General features: G+C 68.7%; 19 protein-coding genes. 3 read left to right on the top strand and 16 right to left on the bottom strand.

The annotated features are described in order from the left end of the window. Positions 1-10 precede the first annotated feature (10 nt). Positions 11-580 (bottom strand): hypothetical protein, encoded by a 570-nt coding sequence (locus tag D573_RS0100095; RefSeq protein WP_018937228.1) that lies wholly within the window; start codon positions 578-580, stop codon positions 11-13. Positions 581-647: 67 nt separating this feature from the next. After that, a complete protein-coding gene (locus tag D573_RS0100090) occupies positions 648-1,199 on the bottom strand; it encodes a hypothetical protein (RefSeq protein ID WP_018145353.1) in 552 nt (183 codons plus the stop codon). A 159-nt stretch (positions 1,200-1,358) separates the two neighbouring features. On the opposite strand from D573_RS0100090, the gene D573_RS0100085 reads away from it, so the two are divergent. Beyond that, on the top strand, positions 1,359-1,832 hold the full coding sequence (locus D573_RS0100085) for a YhcB family protein (RefSeq protein WP_018145354.1): 474 nt from the start codon (positions 1,359-1,361) through the stop codon (positions 1,830-1,832). A gap of 243 nt (positions 1,833-2,075) precedes the next feature. Here D573_RS0100085 and D573_RS0100080 read toward each other — a convergent pair whose 3' ends face one another. The 13 genes from D573_RS0100080 to D573_RS0100020 form a co-directional block, all read right to left on the bottom strand. Beyond that, positions 2,076-2,471, bottom strand: coding sequence for a hypothetical protein (locus D573_RS0100080; protein ID WP_018145355.1), 396 nt, complete (start codon positions 2,469-2,471; stop codon positions 2,076-2,078). 92 nt (positions 2,472-2,563) lie between these two features. Beyond that, entirely contained in the window at positions 2,564-3,289 is a 726-nt protein-coding gene (locus D573_RS0100075; protein WP_018937227.1) for a glycosyltransferase family 2 protein, read from the bottom strand. Positions 3,290-3,296: 7 nt separating this feature from the next. Continuing rightward, complete coding sequence (fabG, locus tag D573_RS0100070; RefSeq protein ID WP_018937226.1) at positions 3,297-4,019, bottom strand: 3-oxoacyl-ACP reductase FabG; 723 nt, start codon at positions 4,017-4,019, stop codon at positions 3,297-3,299. After that, on the bottom strand, positions 4,016-4,477 hold the full coding sequence (locus D573_RS0100065) for a hypothetical protein (protein WP_018937225.1): 462 nt from the start codon (positions 4,475-4,477) through the stop codon (positions 4,016-4,018). The genes fabG and D573_RS0100065 overlap by 4 nt, the downstream gene beginning before the upstream one ends. 30 nt (positions 4,478-4,507) lie before the next feature. Beyond that, positions 4,508-5,287: a beta-ketoacyl synthase chain length factor gene (locus D573_RS0100060; RefSeq protein WP_018169141.1), complete on the bottom strand. Its 780-nt coding sequence runs from the start codon at positions 5,285-5,287 to the stop codon at positions 4,508-4,510. Further along, positions 5,284-6,471, bottom strand: a complete 1,188-nt coding sequence (locus D573_RS0100055) for a beta-ketoacyl-[acyl-carrier-protein] synthase family protein (RefSeq protein ID WP_018937224.1) — start codon at positions 6,469-6,471, stop codon at positions 5,284-5,286. The genes D573_RS0100060 and D573_RS0100055 overlap by 4 nt, the downstream gene beginning before the upstream one ends. A gap of 67 nt (positions 6,472-6,538) precedes the next feature. Next, positions 6,539-8,944 carry an MMPL family transporter gene (locus tag D573_RS0100050; protein ID WP_018937223.1) on the bottom strand — a complete coding sequence of 802 codons (2,406 nt, stop codon included), beginning with the start codon at positions 8,942-8,944 and terminating at the stop codon, positions 6,539-6,541. Positions 8,945-9,485: 541 nt separating this feature from the next. Beyond that, positions 9,486-10,031 (bottom strand): LolA-related protein, encoded by a 546-nt coding sequence (locus D573_RS0100045; protein ID WP_018937222.1) that lies wholly within the window; start codon positions 10,029-10,031, stop codon positions 9,486-9,488. Between the two features lie 58 nt (positions 10,032-10,089). Next, complete coding sequence (locus tag D573_RS0100040) at positions 10,090-10,989, bottom strand: lipid A biosynthesis acyltransferase (protein WP_018937221.1); 900 nt, start codon at positions 10,987-10,989, stop codon at positions 10,090-10,092. Then, a complete protein-coding gene (locus D573_RS0100035) occupies positions 10,986-11,318 on the bottom strand; it encodes a hypothetical protein (protein ID WP_018145364.1) in 333 nt (110 codons plus the stop codon). Before D573_RS0100035 ends, D573_RS0100040 begins: the two co-directional genes overlap by 4 nt. Positions 11,319-11,331: 13 nt before the next feature. After that, positions 11,332-12,681 (bottom strand): AMP-binding protein, encoded by a 1,350-nt coding sequence (locus tag D573_RS0100030; RefSeq protein ID WP_018937220.1) that lies wholly within the window; start codon positions 12,679-12,681, stop codon positions 11,332-11,334. Then, the gene (locus D573_RS0100025; RefSeq protein ID WP_018937219.1) at positions 12,678-13,292 is read right to left on the bottom strand and encodes a hypothetical protein; all 615 of its coding nucleotides are present in this window, start codon (positions 13,290-13,292) and stop codon (positions 12,678-12,680) included. The genes D573_RS0100030 and D573_RS0100025 overlap by 4 nt, the downstream gene beginning before the upstream one ends. Further along, positions 13,289-13,561 carry a phosphopantetheine-binding protein gene (locus tag D573_RS0100020; RefSeq protein ID WP_026182088.1) on the bottom strand — a complete coding sequence of 91 codons (273 nt, stop codon included), beginning with the start codon at positions 13,559-13,561 and terminating at the stop codon, positions 13,289-13,291. The genes D573_RS0100025 and D573_RS0100020 overlap by 4 nt, the downstream gene beginning before the upstream one ends. A gap of 221 nt (positions 13,562-13,782) precedes the next feature. Here D573_RS0100020 and D573_RS0100015 point away from each other — a divergent pair, with 221 nt between their 5' ends. Next, entirely contained in the window at positions 13,783-15,096 is a 1,314-nt protein-coding gene (locus tag D573_RS0100015; protein WP_018145368.1) for an NAD(P)/FAD-dependent oxidoreductase, read from the top strand. Between the two features lie 10 nt (positions 15,097-15,106). Then, the gene (locus D573_RS0100010) at positions 15,107-15,781 is read left to right on the top strand and encodes a YdcF family protein (RefSeq protein ID WP_018937218.1); all 675 of its coding nucleotides are present in this window, start codon (positions 15,107-15,109) and stop codon (positions 15,779-15,781) included. Positions 15,782-15,977: 196 nt separating this feature from the next. Here D573_RS0100010 and D573_RS0100005 read toward each other — a convergent pair whose 3' ends face one another. Next, entirely contained in the window at positions 15,978-18,755 is a 2,778-nt protein-coding gene (locus tag D573_RS0100005) for a valine--tRNA ligase (RefSeq protein WP_018937217.1), read from the bottom strand. Positions 18,756-19,235 lie beyond the last annotated feature (480 nt).

Genomic DNA, 19,235 nt, shown 5'->3' with positions numbered 1-19,235 from the left:
CTGATTGACCTCAGGGTGAGTCGAGCTTCCAGTTGGACATGATCGGGAGGCGCGAGACATCGACCTCCAGGGCCGTCAGCCAGTGCGCGACCATGCGGTTGGAGTTGTTGCGCAGGGTGTAGGCCTCGGGGTGTTCGACAAAGGCCATGTCCCATTCTGTCGATACCTTGCGGTCATCGTGGCCCGCCTGCCAGATTTCCTCCAGCGCCTCGCGCAGTGCCGTAACCCTGGCCCCGGGGACCGTCAGCAGATGCAGTTCCTCCAGCGGCACGCGCAACTGGGTTGCCGTCGCGTCCTCCAGGTTGGAGCCGGTCAGGGATTGCCGGCCGAGGCCCGCCCGTGTGGGCAGGAACAGCCCGGCCAGCCCCTGCAGGGGGTTGATTCGCCGCTCGACGTAAAACGACCAGTCGCCGTAGGAATAGCGCAGCCAGGCGTCCGGGGTCGCGGTCGGCAGGACCAGACTGGAGTGATGGCCGTGGTCCAGGAGTGCCACGGTGACCGGGTCTTCCGGTTCGGCCGGCGGCTGCAGGGTGACTGCGGCGCAGCCTTGCAGGAGCCACAGGGCAATTACGGCCAGCATCAGATGCTCGAGGCGGAACGTGCCTCGGCCGCGCGGCCTGCAAATGCTGGAATGGCGCACGGGTTGGTCAGTGGTGCTCGAGCTTGCCCAGCTCCGAGAGGATCGAGAGCACCAGCGACTCGCCCTGGGCGTCCATGCCGCGGCACAGCACATCCGGGTCACGCTCGCCGTCCACCAGGCGCTTGGTGATGCCACCGAGGCGCGCCATGTCGCCCCCGGCCCGGCTCATCTGTTCGGCCATCTGCGACAGCCAGTGCAGCGACTGGGCGTCTCCGTGGGCCGCGCCGTGGATCATCTGGGCCAGCCCCGGTGCGGCCTGCGCCGGATCGCCGCTTTGCTCGGGGTCCGGCAGGGTGGAGGGATCCTGCAGGCCGGCCAGGATCGCCGTCAGGATCACCGTGTCCTCGTCGTCCAGCCCCTGCAGCAGGGACGTGTCGCGTTCGCCTTCGAGCACGCGGCGGATGCGCAGGATCAGCTCGCCCCAGCCGGCCTCGTGGGCCTGGTTCAGCACTGGCTCCAGTTCGCGGCGGGTCTCCGGGTTCTGGGTGGCCTGCACCACCAGGTTGATCAGGCCGGCCTGGGCCTGGCGGATCTGCTGGGCATGTTGCGGTTCGATCATGGTGGGTCTGGCTCTTGGTTGTACGGCGGATTGAAACGGCTTCCGGGGGCCTTCCTGCGTGGTTCCGGTGTCCCTGTTGTGGCGAGGTTAGCATGCCCGGCAGTGCGTTCGGCGAGGGCCTGCGGCACAATGGCGGCTCCATTTTCAGAGGATGTCGTGGTGGAAGAACAGACAGCAGTGGGGCTGTGGGTGGCCCTCGGGATTCTGGCCATCGTGGTTGCCGCCCTCGTGGGTTTCTGGGTGGGCCGCGTCACCAGTGATGAGCGCAAGCTGATCCGCGAGCTGGAAGAGGAACTCGACCGGCGCATGCAGGAACTGACCCGCTACCGCAGCCAGGTCAACGACCATTTCGATCGCACGGCCACGCTGTTCGCGACCATGGCGGGTTCCTACCGCGACCTCTACCACCACCTGGCGCAGAGCGCGGAGGAACTGGCAGACAAGCCGACCCGTGATCGCCTCGAGGACCGGGCCGGGCAGTTGCTGTCGCACATGACGCGCCGTGACTACGGCGCCGGTCCCGGCGAGGCGGCCGGCGGCGCCAACGAATCGGACGCCCAGGACGACGAGCCGACCCCCAAGAGTTCCGAGGGCGAGGCACGCAAGCCGGACGAACGCCCGCGCCCCGACTGACCCGTGACCGCGGAGTCGGTTTGGGATCACCGCGACGCACAGGAAGGGACGAAGAAAACCTGAAAAGCATCACCCGGTCGGTGTAAAACTGGATGGTGGGCAAGACCGCAACGGAGGCGCAAGACGCTTCCGTCACCGCATTCCTTCCGATCTCCCCGCCTTCATGCGCTTCGTGATGAAAGGCCCTTTGCCCTGGAGCGTGCGCACCGCGCCGGGGTGTGCCCGACGCGCTGCGGGGTGGGATCAGAGGGCGGAGATCTGCGCCCGGATCTGGTTGTCCAGATTCTGGATCCAGTTGTTGTAGTTCGGGTGGATATTGCCGTCCGCGTAGTTCAGGTTGGTGCTGTCCTTGTAGCGAATGCTGTATTCACCCGCCGCATAGGGGATCTCCACTTCGGCGACGTGGTCGCGTAGCGCAAGTCGCCCTTCGAGCAGCCCCGGTTCCACTTCTTCCATGCGCCAGCCCAGCGCCGTTCCGGCGGTGCGGATGGCGCGTTCCATCTGTTCGGCGCTGGGGCGTTCACCCGCAACATCGGTGACCGTGGTATCGCTGACGTTGTGCACGGGGACCGTGCCGCGGCAGCCGGCCAGCGCGATCAGGCTGGCAAACAGGATGACCAGCAACGTCCTGGTATTCATGGCGTTTTCCTTCTGGGATGGGTGCGTCGAGAGTGTAGACACGCGTGCCGGTGGTTTCCAAGGGCGCGGCCCGGAGCGGCACGCCGGGGCCTTCAGCGCACCAGGCCCCGCGAGCGCAACAGCCCCAGCGGGCGCATCCCGCGGCGCAGCAGGTGGCCGGCGACCATGGCGATGATGCGCAGGGTGTCCGCGGTCGCGCGGTAATGGCTGGGGCGGTGGTTCTCCGGGTAGATACAGCGTACCGGGACCACTCGCACCGGGAATCCCAGCCGCTCGGCGACGATCAGGGCCTCGCTTTCGAACACGAAGCCGCGCGCCCGGTGATGACGCAGCTCGAGGCGTCGCAATAGCGCCGCGGGATACAGGCGGAACCCCGACTGCGAATCCTGCAGCGGTTGCCCCGAGGCCCAGGCAATCCAGAAGTCCGCCATGCGGTTGCCGAACAGGCGCAGCGGCGGGGTATGTTCGCGGCCCTTGAGTCGGGCCCCCAGGATCAGCCGCTCGGGGGTCTCGCGCCAGGCGGCGATGAGGGCCGGGATCTCCGTGGTGTCGTGCTGGCCGTCGGCGTCCAGGGTCACCACGGCATCGGCCCCGGTGGCCAGGGCATGCTGCATCCCGGCCCACAACGCGGCCGCCTTGCCGCCATTCTCGGACAGGCGCAGGACCTCCGCCTGGTCCTCGATCAGGCTTGCGGTCGCATCCTCGGAGCCGTCGTCCACCACGATCACCCGGTCCACGTGGGCGCGGGCGCCGGCGACGACGTCTTCGATGGTGGCGGCCTCGTTGTGGGCCGGGATCAGGGCAACGACGTGGCTCATGGCGGGGTCAGGCGAGGGCGCCGTTGACGCCGATCACCTGACCGGACACGTAGCTGGCGCCCTCGCTGGCGAGGAAGCCGACCACACTCGCGACCTCCGCGGGCTGGCCGGCGCGGCGCATGGGTACGACGCTGCGGATGCGGTCGGCATCGAAGCTCGAATCGCTCATCGGGCTTTCGATGATGCCGGGGGCGACCGCGTTGGCGGTAATCCCGCGGGAGGCGACCTCCTGGGCCAGCGAGCGAATGGCACCATGGAGCCCGGCCTTGGCCGCTGCATAGTTGGTCTGGCCGCGGTTGCCGATCTGCCCGGCGACGGAGGAGATCGCCACGACCCGGCCCCAGCGGGTGGTGATCATCGGCAGCAGCAGTGGCTGGGTGACGTTGTAGAAGCCGTTCAGTCCGACGTCGATCGGTCGGTCCCACTGTTCGCGGCGCATTCCGGCCAGCGGCGCATCGTCATGGATGCCTGCGTTATGCACCAGGATCTGCACCGGTTGTTCGGCCGCCAGGGGCTCCAGGGCCTCGCGGCAGGCCCCCTCGTCGGTGATGTCGAACACCAGCACGCGGGCCTGGCCGCCGTCGGCGCGGATGGCCGCGGCTGTTGCTTCGGCCGCGTCGGCATTGCGATGGGCGTGCAGGACCACCTCATGGCCAGCCGCGGCCAGGGCTTGGGCAATGGCGGCGCCGATGGCGCCGCTGGCTCCGGTAATCAGGGCGCGTGCAGTCACGGGGTCTTTTCCTCGTCGGCGGGTTGCAGGATCACCGTCGCGCGGGCGCTCAGCACCGGCCGGTCACCGGCGGTGACCCGCAGGTCGTAGATCGAGCTGTGGGTATCCGACAGGATGCGTTCGGCGTGGATCTCGAGCGGGTCGTCGAGGCCGTCGAGACGTTGGACCCGCAGTTGCAGGTTGCGCACGGCCGCCAGGTAGCCGGCCCGGGGCGGGCCGCCATCCGCCAGCAGCGCCCCGTGCACGGCCATGCCCTGGGCGCCGTATTCCAGTGCCCCCAGGGCATGCAGGCCGCCTTCCCCGCGCAGCGGGTTGGCCGGATCCCGGTGGCTGTCGGCACGACAGTGGATGGCGTCGTCGGACCAGGCCTCTACCGAATCCAGCAGGCACATCGCCCCGGCGTGCGGCAGCAGCCGGCAGATAGCGTCGTGATCCAGGGTTTCGGGTCGCGATGGCATGCGCGGGATCTTCCTGATCCGGGCGATTGTTCAGGGCTCGATGCGGATGCTCAGCGACCGGCCCAACGGCGCGTCAAGCGTAACATGGCCGGCCGTGCCCCGGGCCAGTTGCTCCAGCAGCGGCAGGGCGCGTGCCGCTGGGTTGCTCTCGCGCAGGGCCTCCAGTTCGTCTGCCACGCAGCGATCGGCGGTGGCGGGTCCCTTGAGGTCCATCTGCAGCCGCCAGGTGGCGCCCTCCACCGGCCCCAGGCGCAGGGCGACCGCGAACGCATGGTGGATCGGGCGCACGCGGATGAATGTCTCCATCGACGGTACGTCGTAGCAGGTGAGCAGCACCTCGCCACCCTCGCACTGTTGCAGCGTCGCGGCCTCCAGCAAGCCGGCGGCCACCGTGGCGTTGTAGCCGGATACGGCGGTCGCCGGGGCGGGGTTGCGGGTGGCGATCGACCAGTTACCGGCCGGGGCGTTGTGCACCGAATTGTGGAACTGGACCGGCGAAACCACCGGCTCCGGCTGGGTGAGCGCGTCGCAGATGCGATCGATGATGTCCATGTCGCCGGAGGACGAGGCGAACACGCTGCGCAGTTGGCTGCGATCGCTGTCGGTTGTGGCCTCTTCCGCCACCTTCAGGGCCAGGCGGATCGTGGTCGTGGTGCGTCGACGCTCGTTGGCGGGGAGCAGCCGCACGGGTGGGATATTGATCGCGTCGCCCGCCAGAGGCGCCGTGCCGGCGAGGATGGCGCGGGCGGTCTCGAAGTCGTCCAGTCCCGGGCCCAGCAGTCCGACCGCATGCAGACCAATGGTGTTCATTGCGGTGCCTCCAGCAGCAGGCTGCAGTTGTTTCCGCCGAACCCGAAGGCGTTGACCAGGACCCGCCGAACCGGGCGTTCCTCGGTCTCTGCCCGTGCATCCAGGCCCAGTTCCGGGTCCGGGTGCCGCAGCCCGGCGGTCGCCGGCACGAAGCCGCCGGCCAGGCTGGCCAGTGCCTGCGCGACCCCCACCGCGCCGGCGGCCCCGAGGGTATGCCCGGTCAGGCCCTTGCTGCCCACCGCGCGCGGGGTCGGGCCCAGGCGGTGGATCAGGGCGCGGGCCTCGGAACGGTCGTTGGCCGGGGTCGCCGTGGCATGCATCAGCACATAGTCGATCTCGTCGCCTTGCCGCCCTGCACGGTCCAGGGCTTGCTGTAGTGCCGTCGCGGCCCCCAGGCCTTCCGGGTGCGGGGCGGACATGTGGTGGGCATCGCTGGATTCGCCGTAACCGGTCAGCCGTGCGCCGTGGGCATTCGCGGAGGGGCGCTCCAGCAGGAAGAAGCCGGCGGCCTCGCCGATGGAGATCCCGGCCCGGTCGCGATCCAGCGGGGTGCAGGGCTGCGCGGCGACCAGCTGCAGGGCGTTGAAGCCGTACAGCGTCATGCCGCACAGGCTGTCGACGCCGCCGACCACGGCGGCGTCGCACAGTCCCGCCGTGATGTAGCGCCGGGCATCGGCAAAGACCTTGGCGCTGGACGAGCAGGCAGTGGAGACCACCATGGCGGGGCCGGACAGGCCGAGGCGGGTGGCAACAAAGTCGGCCAGCGAGAACATGTTCTGGGTGTGCTGGTAGTCGTAGTCCGGTGGCAGGGCCCCGGTCTGCGGGTCACGCCGGTGGTACGCGGCCTCGGTGGCGGCGATCCCGGAGGTGCTGGTGCCCAGCAAAACGGCTACCCGATCGGCCCCGTGGCGCTCCACTGCAGCCGCCACCGCAGCGATGAAGCCGTCCTGGCGCAGCCCCAGTTCGGCCAGCTGGTTGTTGCGACACTGGAACGGGGCCAGGGCACCCTCGAGGGCGATGGCTTCCACACCCGGCACGCGGCCGACGTAGGTGTCCAGGTTGACGCGCTCCAGGTCGCAGGCACGCAGTCCGCTGGTGCCGCTGCGCAGGGCCTCGGCGTTGGCGGCGATCCCGGTGCCGGCGGCACTCGTCAGGGTGTGGGCAGTGATGACCAGGGGGTCCATGGACGGGCGTATCTGCGGGTTGTGGCCGGAGGGGTTTCCGGGTGGATTGGGCCAGTTCGGCGTTGCTTCAGGCAGTTTGCCGGCGGCTGGCCTCGGGGGCCAGCAGGGCCGCTGCGAGGAAGGAAAATACCACGCCCAGCACCACCGTGAGGCCCATGGCCTGCAAGACCGGAAGACTGGACAGGGCCAACAGACCGAACACCACCAGCGTGGACAGTGCGCATACGCTGACCGAGCGCAGGTTGCGCAGGCGCGCCGCGGCATCCCGCAGTGGGCGGCTGAAGAACACGGCGTAATCCAGGCACAGCCCGGTGATCAGCAGCATCGCGATCAGGTGGAACAGCGACAGCTGGATGCCCAGCAGGATCAGTGTGGCCAGGGTCAGCAGCAACCCGGTGCCCACCGCGGTCAGGATACGCAGGCTGCGTCCCGGCGCCCGGGTGACGACCAGCAGCAGGAGGGCCACCGCGACCATTCCCAGCGCGAGCCGTTGCAGGGCCTCGACGCGAAAGCCGATCACCAGTTCTTCGGAGGCGCGGAAGAAGTCGATGTGGCGGATGCCCACCCCGTCCAGTTCCGGCACGCTGGCCAGAGGTGCGTCTTCGGCCCAGCGGGTCAGGGCATCGGGGTCATGGACGCCCTGCAAGCGCACCCAGGCGATCCAGCCAGTGCCGTCATCGCGAGGCTGGAGCAGGGGTTCCAGGGCATTGCGCAGCGGCCCGTCGGGAAGGCCCTCGGGTTCCAGCAGGTCTTGCTGGCGGGCCGTCTGGATGTCGTTCACGAAGGGCTCGAAGGCCCCGTCGCGAAACCCCAGCCCTGCGCTCGCCACATCCAGGCGTTCGCGCAGGGTATCGGGTTCCGGCAACGCGGCTTGACGCTCGCGCTGCAGTGCGCGGCTGGGCAGGACGTTTGCGGCATGGCCGAAGCCGTCCAGGGCCTCGGTCTCGCGCAAGGTCTCCAGGCCCGGTGTCAGGGCCTCGCTGGCGTGCAGGGCCTGTTCCGGCGTGTCGCCGCTGACCAGCAGGGCATGGCGGACGTCCGGCAGCCCCAAGGCGCTGCGCAGGTCCTGGTCGAGCGCAATCTGGTCCTCCGGTACCGGGTGCAGGGCGGACAGACGATCCTCCCACGGGAAGGGGTCGGCACTCGCGACCACGGCGATCGCGGCCAGGGCCAGCAGGGCGAGGCCCCAGCGCGCGATGGCGGGGGGCTGGGCGAGACCCGTGGGCAGGGGCAGGCGCAGCGGCGGCAGGCCTTCGCGCTGCAAGCGGGTGGGGACCAGCGTGGGCAGGATCCAGCGGGTGACCACGGCGGCCACGGCCACGCCAGTCAATACGAACAGCCCGAGCTGCGCCATGCCGGAGAACCCGGTCATTGCCATCAGGGCATACACCAGTACCGTGCTGCCGGCTCCCAGGGCAATGGCGGGCCACAGCTCGCGCGCGACCTGCGGGAGGCGCCCGCCGTCGGCCCGTTCGCCGCCGGACGGTTCACCATCGCCTCGTTGTGCATGGGCGAACAGGTGCAGCGGGTAGTCGAGGGCAATGCCCAGCACGGTGATGCCGAAGGCCAGCGCGATCCCGTGCAGGTGTCCGAAGACCAGCGTAACCACGGCCGCGGCGATCAGGATGCCGCTCGCCAGGGGCACGGCCGCCAGCCAGACCGGGTGCGGATGGCGGAACACCGCCAGCAGCAGGAGGGCCAGCGCGACGCTGGCGCCTGCGGTGATCCAGGTCACCTCGCCGCGGATGGTGGCGCGGGAGTCCACCGCGATCACCGCCGGGCCGGCAATCTGCAGCTGCAGATTCGGTTCGTCGATGGCGCTGAAGGCCGCGTGCGTGCGTTCGATCAGGGCGGCCTGGGCATCCAGGTCCATGCCGTCGGCCGCGCTCCGCAGCACCAGCAGGGCCCGTCCCCGGTCGGGGGTGACCCAGACGCCTTCGGCGCCGGTCGTCGCCTGGCCACCGCTGGCGGCGAGCTGCTCCAGGACGACCCGGGCCTCCGCGGTGGGGTCACGCGGGATCAGTTCCCGCGGCAGTTCCGGGACGGCGCTGGCGAGGTCGTCGCGGCGGGCCTCCAGGTGTTCGCTCAGGCGGTCCTGGCTGAAGTGTTCGGCATCGACCCGGGGGCTTAGCAGGTAGCGATGCTCGATCAGGAAATCCAGCGCCGGGTCGTCGGGGTCGAGGCGGCCGTTGTGGATGCCGGCAACATCGGGGGCATCCTCCAGGGCCGCGACCAGTGCATCGCTGGCTGCCGCCCGCTCGCGGGCCTCGCCACCGGCGATGGCCAGCAGCAGCATGCGTCCGGCGGGGCCGGCCCCGGGGTCCAGGGCGATCCCGTCCGCGCTGACCGGGTCAGGGGCAAAGCCCTGGAGGTCGGTGACCAGTTCGCCGCGCAGGGTCAGCGTCAGCGTGGCCAGGAGCAGGGCGGCCAGCCAGAGCGTCAGGGCAACGCGGGAGGGGTGGCGGCGCAGCAAGGGCTAGTGGTCCTTCAATGGGATCATTGCGGGTTCAGCGCTCCTGTGGCGTTTCGCTGCAAGGCGCGGTGCGCAGGCAATGGCCGTAGCCCTTGGCAAGCGCCGCAACGCCGCAGCGGAGCACCACAGGAACGCCCGAAGGGTTGGTCTGTCAACGGCCCATGGCCGCGTTCCGGCTCTTGTAAAGGGCTACGGCCATTGCCTGCGCACCGCGCCTTGCCCTGAACGTTGACAGACCAACTGAACCCGTAATGATCCCATTGAAGGACCACTAGGGAAACACTGATTAATGTGCACGCTCGCGCTCGAGTCGCTTTTGCGTGCGAACAAGGCGCGGTGACTGCCGTGCAGTCATTCTGCACAAGGGAGCCGCAACGCCGTTCCCGTGCAAAAGCGGCCGAGCCCCTTCGGGGTTGGCACCCCAGGTTCCCCGATCCTGCGTTGCGCCGCTTGCTGGTAGAACCACTACCCGCTGCACAGCGCGCCTTGTCTCGGAAAACCTGGGGTGCCAACGCGAGCGTGCACATTGATCAGTGTTTCCCTAGTCCGCGTACTGCGGCGGTTCGAAACGCATGCGGCTGTGGTGGCCGCCAGCCTCGATGGTGACCAGTTCGTGCAGTTCGCCGTCGGCGCCTTTCAGGGTCAGTTCGGGGACCATGCGGCGCAGGGTGCGATCCTGCGGGACCAGCTCCAGGGTCCAGGCGTCGATGTCCCCCGTGACGTCGATCTCGAAGTCGGCCTCCAGCGTCTCGCGGTCGCCGGTCAGCAGGGCGCGGAACAGTCCGGCCAGGGTGGCCAGGGCAGGCTGTTCGTTCAGGTCGATCTCGCGGCTGGTGCCGCGGCGTTCCAGGGTTAGGGTGTCGCCCCCGATGTGCACGGTCTCGCCACGCGGGCCGTCGACCTGCCGGATGAGGGTGTCGGGGGGATCGAAGGCCAGGGAGCCCGAGCGGGTCTCCGGGAATTCCAGCATCGGGTCGTCGCGGCGTTCTTCGAACGCGAGGGTCGCCGCGCGCTCGGTGGTCAGGGCTTCGAGCAAGGCGCCGAGGGTGTCGTTGGCCAGGGCCGAAACAGGGACGAGCAGGCCCAAGGCCAGGATCAGCGTGATGCCGGACTGGCGGATACGCGGGCCAAAGCCGTGGCCTCGCCTATTTGGATGGATCGTCCCAGAAGTCATAGAAATTGAACCAGTTGTAAGGGGCCTCGCGCACCCGCGCCTCGAGGCGATCGGCGTAGCGCTGTACCCAGTGTGCCAGGGCTGCATCGCGCTGCCCGCGCGGGGCCTCGATGGTCTCGGCGAAAGGTTCAAAGAAGATATCGTAGCGGTTGCCCCCGCGATAGAGCCCGAAGCACAGGATCACCGGGACCTTGAGCACCGCGGCCAGCAGCAGCGGGCCTTGCGGGAACAGCGCAGTGTCGCCGAGGAAGTTGCAGGCGACCATCTTGTCGCTCTCGGCGACGCGGTCGCCCAGCGTCGCGATCAGCTCGCCGCGATCCAGGCACTCGCGGGCCTGGATCAGGGTCTCGGTACGCCCCAGCGGGATCACCGAGGCGGCGACCTCGGGGTTCAGGGCCTCCAGGACCTGGGTGATGCTCTGGTTATGGTCGTTGTACATCAGGACCTTGACCGGAAAGTCGTACTTGCCCACCGCCAGCGCCCGCAGGGCCTCGAAGCTGCCCAGGTGCGCGCCCAGCAGGATCGCGCCGCGGCCACTGTCCACGTGTTCCAGGAAGGTCTCGCGGTTGTGTACCTGGATGTCCAGACAGGCGTCCTTGCCGGCGAGCAGTAAGACGCGGTCGAGGATGACCGCCGCAAAGCAGTGCAGGTGCCGGGCCAAATCGCCCAGGCGCGGTTCGCGCCCCAGGACGCGGCGCAGGTAGTTGCGACTGTGGCGGCGCGACTGCGGTGCGAACAGCAGGAAGTAGGCCGTGATCGGGTAGAGCAGGGTGCGGCTGGCGCGGCGCCCGAGATTCAGGGCCACCCAGAGGATGATGCGCAGGGCCAGGGGCGAGCCCCGTTCCGCCTGCTGAAACCAGCCGCGGCTCATGCGTCCGCGGTGTCGTGAGTCGTGATCAGTTGGCCGGCACAGAAGGTGACGGGGGCCTCGCCATCCGCCGCGAGTACGCGGAAGGCCTGACGGCCGCCGTGCCCGGGCGGATCGATCTCGACCCGGAATGCCGTCTCGGGTCCCAGGGGTGCGAGGAACTTGACCTGGGGGAGGGCCTCGACCGGCCCGAGACCGTGGGCGTGGGCCACCGCCGCGACCTGGTCGAGGATGACCACGCCGGGCACCACCGGGTGACCGGGGAAGTGTCCGGGAAGGGATGGGTGACCGGCCCCGATGCGGCGAATGGTGGACTGGATGAGGGTCTGCATCAGGGCGAGCGGCTCAGGCGCACTGGCCGTGGTGGGCGAGCAGGTCCAGCAGGATCTGGCGCGGCAGCTTGCCGGTGGCCGAACGCGGCAGGTGCTCCACGCGGACCAGCGGGCGCGGCAGGAACAGCGGGTCCATGCACTCGGCCAGTGCGGCCTGGATTTCGGCCGCGCTGCGATCCGGTGCCACCACCAGGGCGGCCAGCCGGGTCACGCCGTGCGCTTCCTGATCGGTGCCCGGCGGAATGAACACCCCGTCGAGTACCCCGGGGATTGCGTTGAGCCGGCGGTTGAGATCGGCCAGGGAGGCGCGTTTGCCGGCGATGTTCAGTTGATCGGCGAGGCGCCCCTCCATGCGGAAGTGGCCGACGTCCCGGACCTCGATGTGGTCCGGAAGCGGGACCGCTTCGGGGTGCTGGGGTCCCTGGACACGCGCGAGGCCGTCGTCATTGCGGCGCAGTTGCACCCCGGGGTAGGCCGTCCAGTCGGATTCGCGGGTGGTGCGGCGGGTCGCAATGGCGCCGGCCTCGGTGCAACCGTAGATCTCGTCCAGCCGGCAGCCGAACACCCGTTCGGCCTGGCCGGCCGTTTCCGGGTCCAGGGGCGCGGTTGCGCAGAGGATGCGTTCCGGGGTCGGCCACTCCAGCCCCGCACGCAGGCAGGCGCTCAGATGAAAAGGTGTGGTGACCAGAACGGCCGGGGTGCAGTCCGCCAGTGCGGCACGGATGTCCTCGGGGTAGAACGGGCGCCCGGCGAGCAGGGTGGCGTGCCCCAGCAGGGCGTACAGGAGCGTGGACTCCAGACCGTACATGTGCTGCGGCGGGACCGTGCCGATCAGGGTCGGTCCGGAGCCATCCACCAGATCGAAGCATTCCAGCGCCTGCCAGGTGACAGCATGCAGGGCCTTCCAGGTCCGCGCATGGGCCGTGGGGGTGCCGGTGCTGCCGGAGGAGAAGGTCAGAACAGCGGTCTGGTCGGCGGGGATCTCGGGGATCGCCCCGGTGGCCTCGCCCGCTTCGCCGCGGGCGGATACCCGCAGGATCGGGATTGCGATCTCGGCATCCGGGCCGTCGACCAGGGCGGGCGCGTCCGGGTATTGGCTGGCGATCTCGGCCAGGGTGGTGCTCCCGCGGTTCGGGGGCAGCAGATTGACCTGGCCGCGCAGCAGAATGGCGGCAAAGGCGACCGCGAAGTGGTAGCGGTCCTGGCACAGGTTGAAGGCCGCCTGCGCCTGCGGCAGGCGTGCGGCCAGCGCCTGTGCGTCGGCGAGGAAGGCGGCACGCGAGATCGCCCGGTCGCCGATGCGCGCCAGCGGGGCGGGCGTGTCGGCGATCAGTGGTCGAGTGACCTGCGGGGTATCTGTCACGGGTGCCTCAGCATCCGGTGGTGATCGACCCGCGCCAGCTCCATCAGATAGGCCAGGAAGCCGTTGTGCGGCTCGTCGCGCAGGAGCCAGCGGCGCAGCGGATACTCCAGCAGGAACAGGCCGGCCAGCAAAAGGTAGTTGATCCCGTTGGCAAACAGGGCCCAGGTGGTGGCGGTGGCGAACAGCGCCAGCCAGGCGGACACGATCGCCAGTCCGGCACACAGCAGGGCCCAGGTAATGGTGAGGTTGCGCGTGTAGCGGTGCACCGCGGGGGTGTCGGAGGCCCCCATGGCCAGGGCATAGCGCGTGATCAGCGGGGTGGAGTCGCTGCGTAGCGAACGCGCGAACAGAAGCGACAAGAGCCCCATGATGAGTACCGGCAATGCGTACAGCAGCCAGGTGGCCATCCCGCCGAGGAGCAACAGGCTTATGCCCACGGCCAGGCTCGCGGCCAGCACGCCACGTCCGGTGGCGGCCAGCGAGGCCCATGCAGCCACCAGGATCAGGCTGGCCAGGACCGCCAGCGGCACCAGCGGGATCTCGAAGGTCACGCCGAGGACGACCGCGACCGGATAACTCAGGGCCACGCAGGCGGCGAGTGGGGTGTTCACGACGTGGCTCGGTTGGCCTCGATATGGGCGCTCAGCGCACGCAAGGACGCGAAGATCTCGCGGTTGTTTTCGTCATCCGACCGGATCTGGACGCCGTAGGCGCGGGAGATGGCCAGGGCCAGCTCCAGGGCATCGATGGAATCCAGCCCCAGTCCTTCACGGAACAGCGCATCTTCCGGCTCGATTTCCTCCGGCGCGACCTCCTCCAGATTAAGGCTGTCCACGATCAGTTGGGCGACTTCCTGTTCGAACGCTGTTTGTGATGGCACGTGTTCCCCCGGTGCAGTGATGTGCGCATTTTGTGATCGCCTCCGAACTTGCCGTTCGCGCGAGGGTCACCCTGCTGTGGGCGCCGATGATACCCACACCCGAGGGGCCGTGGTACCCTCGCGACCAGACCGGGTCGCCTTATCTGGGGTTGCGGGCGGGCAAGCGGAGACGTGATTTGAGACAACCGGGACAGGAAGCCGTAACCGACGGGCGCTGCCAGGTGGTGGTGATCGGAGGAGGCCCCGCCGGCTCCACGGTGGCCTCCCGACTGGCGCAGAAGGGGCGCGACGTGGTGCTGCTGGAAAAGGCCCGGCATCCACGCTTCCACATCGGCGAATCCCTGCTGCCGATGAATATGCCGTTGTTCGAGGAACTGGGCGTGGCCGAGGCCATCGCGGCAATCGGCATCCCCAAGCACGGGGCCGAGTTCACCATCCCCGAGGCGCCCGACGCGCCGCGAACCTATTACTTCGAGCGTGCCCTGAACGACGACACACCCGCGTCGGCATGCGAGGTGCGGCGTTCGGAGTTCGACCACCTGTTGCTGGAAAACAGCGCCCGCCTGGGTGTGCGGGTGCTGGAAGAGGTCACTGTATTCGATGTCGCCCTGGCCGATCCCGCCAAGGGCGGGACCCAGCAGGTCACCGCGCGCGATGCTTCCGGCAACACGCTGGAGTTCGAGGCCGATTTCGTGGTCGACGCCTCCGGTCGCGATACCTTCCTGGCGCGCCGTCTTGACCTGAAGGCGCGCAACCCGGAACACAACAGCGCCGCGATCTTCGGGCACTTCAACAACGTGCCGCGGCGTGCCGGGCGCGATGCCGGCAACATCAGTATCTACTGGTTCCAGCACGGCTGGATCTGGATGATCCCGTTGCGCGACGGGGCGATGAGCGTGGGCGCGGTCTGTTTTCCCGAATACCTGAAGACGCGCAAGACCAAGCCCGAGACGTTCCTGTGGGACACGCTGAAGCTCTGCCCGCCGGCCTTCGAACGCATGCAGGGCGCGGAGCTGGCCGGCCCGGTCAACGCCACTGGCAATTTCTCCTACCGCTCCAGTCAGGCCCACGGCCCGGGTTATCTGCTGGTCGGCGATGCGTTCACCTTTGTCGACCCGGTGTTCTCCAGCGGGGTCTATATCGCGATGTCGGGGGGCTTCCGCGCCGCCGATGCGGTGGATCGCTGCCTGGAGCATCCGGCGCGCTCCGCACGCTATCTGCGTGCCTTTGAGCGCGACGTGCGCCGTGGCGTCCGCCGTTTCTCCTGGTTGATCTATCGTTTCAACAGCCCGGTGATGCGCAAGCTGTTCATGGGTCCGCGCAATACCTTCGGGATGGAGCAGGCGGTGATCTCGCTGCTGGCCGGGGATGTCTACCGCAATACCCGTGTGCAGTGGTCCCTGCGCGCCTTCAAGACGGTGTACTACGTGCAGATGGCGCTGAACCTGCCGCGGGCCCTGGCCTTCTGGGCGCGGCGCCGGCGCAACGCGCGGCTGCACTTCACCGGCGGCACCACGCCCGAAGACGAGGCCTGAGAAGGCTCCCGTGGGCGAGGTGCGCGTCGGACTGGGTCGCATCGGGCCGGACGGCCTGGCGACCTTTGCGCTGTCGAATCTGATCATCCTGGCCACCGGCGGCTTGTCCTGGCTGGCGCTGTGGCTCTACACCGTGCACTGGTCGCGGCGGCGGCGCTGCCCCGGGCGCGGGGACTGCATCCTGGTGCTGGGGCAGCAGCTGGAGTCGGGCGCGCCCGGTCCGGGCTACCGCCTGCGCCTGCTGCGTGCCGTGCGTCTGGCGCGCCGGAACCCCGATGCCCGGATCCTGGTGCTGGGTGGGCAGACCTCCGTCGGGGCTCCCAGCGAGGCCGCCGCGGGCGCGGCCTTTCTGCAACACCACGGGATCGCGGCGACGCGCATCCGTACCGAAGACGCCTCGCGGCATACGCTGGAGAATCTGCGCAATGCGCGCGATCTGCTGACGGCGACGGCGGAGGCCGGTGATGCGCCCCTGGTGCTGGTGACCAGTCGCTTCCATCTCGCCCGGGCGGTTGCCATCGCGCGCGGCATGGGATTGCGCGTCTGCCCCTGTCCGGCGGAGCCGGGCTCCACCGTATCGGCGGCGCGACTGGCGCGCGAATGCTGGATGCTGCACTGGTACCACACCGGCCGCACCCTGGCGCGCCTGATCCGCCACCGGGGCATGCTCGAACGGATCAGCTGATGTTCTTCAAGCGCGAAGCGCACGAAGACACGAAGGCGGGCAAGAGCGATCAACAGGGATTCAAGGGGTATGGGCCCGAGGCTACTACCGCCTTGGGTGCAGCCGGTCCTCAGTACGGCCCGTCAGCCTGGATCCTTCCCGTCTCCCGTACATGCTTTTCCGGTCTTTTGCGTGTGCCTCGTGGTGAACAGCGCCCTCACATCGCGCGGATGCGTTCGCGCTGGGCGGCCAGCTGGTCGCGGGTGGCGTGCATCTCGGCGACGCGGTCGCGTTCCTTCTGCACCACGTCGGCCGGGGCGCGGTCGACGAAGCTCGCGTTGGAAAGCCGCTGCTCGCTCTGTTCGAGGTTCTTGTCGAGCTTGCCGATTTCCTTGTCCAGGCGCGCGAGCTCGGCGTCCTTGTCGATCAGCCCGGCCAGCGGAATCAGCAGCTGCATGTCGTCGACCAGGGCCATCGCCGATTCCGGGGCCTCGTCGGCGGCGTCCAGCCAGGTGACGCTCTCGGGCTTGGCGAGGAACTCCAGCAGGCCACGGTGGCGGGTGTAGCGCTCCTGGTCGGCGTCGGTCCAGTTCTTTACCAGCACCGGCAGCGGTTTGGCGGGAGCGATGTCCATCTCCGCGCGGATGCGGCGCAGCCCGGTGATGAAGTCCTTCACCCAGTCGAGCTCGGCCGTGGCGGTCGCGTCACGCGGGAAGCCGTCGCGGCCGGGCCAGGGGCGCTGCACCAGGAATTCGATGTCATCCGTGATGCCGGCATGCGGTTTCACGTTGGTCCAGATGGCCTCGGTGATGAACGGGGTCACCGGGTGCAGCAGGCGCAGCAGGGCCTCGAGCACGGTGACCAGGGTATTGCGCGTGGCGCGCTTGACCGCCTCCGGCGTGGCGTCGTCGTTCAGCACCGGCTTGGTCAGCTCCAGGTACCAGTCGCAGTAGTCGTGCCAGGTGAACTCGTAGAGTGTCTGCGCGGCGAGGTCGAAGCGGTAGGCATCGAGCTGCTGCGTGGCGGTCGCGGCGGTGGCGGCCAGGCGGTCAAGGATCCAGCGATCGGCCAGCGTGCGGTGCTCCGCGGTATCGGCCGCGGCGGAGCAGTCGTGGCCCTCGACGTTCATCAGCACGAAGCGCGAGGCGTTCCACAGCTTGTTGCAGAAGTTGCGGTAGCCCTCGATGCGGCCGAGGTCGAACTTGATGTCGCGCCCGGTGGTGGCGAGTGCCGCCAGGGTGAAGCGCAGGGCATCGGTGCCAAAGGCGGGGAAGCCGTCGGGGAAGGCCTTGCGCGTGGCCTTCTCGATCTTCTGCGCCATCTGCGGCTGCATCAGGCCGCGGGTGCGTTTGGCGACCAGGTCGTCGGCGCTGATGCCGTCGATGAGATCGATCGGGTCGATCACGTTGCCCTTGGACTTGGACATCTTCTGGCCTTCCGAGTCGCGGATCAGGCCGGTGACGTAGACCTCGCGGAAGGGGACATCGCCCATGAAGTGTTCGCCCATCATGATCATGCGGGCGACCCAGAAGAAGATGATGTCGAAGCCGGTGACCAGCACGCTGGTCGGGTAGAAGTCCTGGAGCTCCTGCGTATTCTCCGGCCAGCCGAGGGTGGAGAACGGCCACAGCGCCGAGCTGAACCAGGTGTCGAGGACGTCCTCGTCCTGCTCCAGGGTTACGTCCGCGCCCAGGCCGTGCTTCTCGCGCACCTCGGCCTCGTCGCGGCCCACGTACACGTTGCCGTCCGCGTCGTACCAGGCTGGGATGCGGTGGCCCCACCAGATCTGGCGTGAGATGCACCAGTCCTCGATGTTGCGCATCCATTCGAAGTAGGTCTTCGACCAGTTTTCCGGCACGAAGCGGATGCGGCCGTCCTCCACTGCCTTGATCGCCGGTTCGGCCAGCGGGCCGGCCTTCACGTACCACTGGTCGGTCAGATAAGGCTCGACCACGGTGCCGGAGCGGTCGCCGCGCGGGACCATCAGCTTGTGGTCGTCGATCTTTTCGAGCAGTCCTTCTGTATCCAGGTCGTCGAGGACCTTCTGCCGGGCCTGGTAGCGGTCCAGCCCGCGATAGGCGGCCGGCACGTTGTCGTTCATGCAGGCGTCGATGGTCAGGATGTTGATCACCGGCAGGTCGTGGCGCTGCCCCATGGCGTAGTCGTTAAAGTCGTGCGCCGGGGTGATCTTCACGCAGCCAGAGCCGAACTCGGCCTCGACATAGTCGTCGGCAATGATCGGGATTTCGCGCCCGACCAGCGGCAGCCGGATCGTCTTGCCGATCAGGTGCTGGTAGCGCTCGTCCTCCGGATGCACCGCGACGGCGGTGTCGCCCAGCATGGTCTCCGGGCGGGTGGTCGCGACGGTCAGATGGCCAGAGCCGTCGGCCAGCGGATAGCGGAAGTGCCACAGGTGGCCGACCTCTTCCTCGGACAGGACCTCGAGATCGGAGAGCGCGGTGTGCAGCACCGGGTCCCAGTTGACCAGGCGCTTGCCGCGGTAGATCAGGCCCTCCTCGTGCAGCCGCACGAAGACCTCGCGCACCGCGTCGGACAGCCCGTCGTCCATGGTGAAGCGCTCGCGCGACCAGTCCATGGAATCGCCCAGGCGGCGCATCTGGCGGGTGATGGTGCCGCCGGATTCGGCCTTCCAGTCCCAGACGGCCTCGAGGAACTTCTCGCGCCCGAGGTCGTGGCGGCCCTTGCCGTCGGCGGCCAGCTGGCGTTCGACGACCATCTGCGTGGCGATCCCGGCGTGGTCGGTGCCGCCCTGCCACAGGGTGCGGTCGCCGTGCATCCGCCGGTAGCGGATCAGGGTGTCCATCAGCGTGTGCTGGAAGGCATGCCCCATGTGCAGGGTGCCGGTCACGTTCGGTGGCGGCAGCAGGATGCAGTAGTTGGCCTCGCCCGTCGCCGGCGGCGCGAAGATATTCGCGGCCTCCCAGCGGTCGTACTGGGTCTGTTCGATGCTTTTCGGGTCGAAGCTCTTGTCCATGATCGCGGGCGCGCTCGGGTCGGAGTGTAGGGAAAGCCGCGCATTATAACGGCGCGGCGCGCTGGCCGCCCGGGGGATATGCCCTTGGCGGTTGTCTGCCGTGTAGGCTGGCTCTGGTTCGTCCTCCGGTGTTTACGGTGGCTCCAGGCTGCCGCCTGCCTTGTTGTGGCTGGTCCCGGTTCGTCGTTGGGTGTTTACAGTGCCTCCGGTCCGCATACTGCCAGGCGCTGACTCGCCAGCGCGCCGCGAGGTACTTCTTTGCTCGTGCAAAGAAGTACCCAAGAAACACGCCCGACTGCCGCGACCCCGGCCCGCTGCGCGGGCCGGGGTTTCCCTCGCTCCGAGGCTTTTCGCGGGCGGCGCTGAACTCGCTGCGCTTTCGGCTCCGCTCAGACATCCAGCGCCCCGTGTCTATTTAGAATCGTCCCGCGAAAAGCCTCTCCACTCGGCGCGACGACAACGGGGAGGCAGGTCAAAACA

Origin of the sequence: Thioalkalivibrio sp. AKL9, from assembly GCF_000377825.1 — a bacterium.
GTDB classification, from domain to species: domain Bacteria; phylum Pseudomonadota; class Gammaproteobacteria; order Ectothiorhodospirales; family Ectothiorhodospiraceae; genus Thioalkalivibrio; species Thioalkalivibrio versutus.
This window is presented reverse-complemented; position numbering and strand designations above follow the sequence as displayed.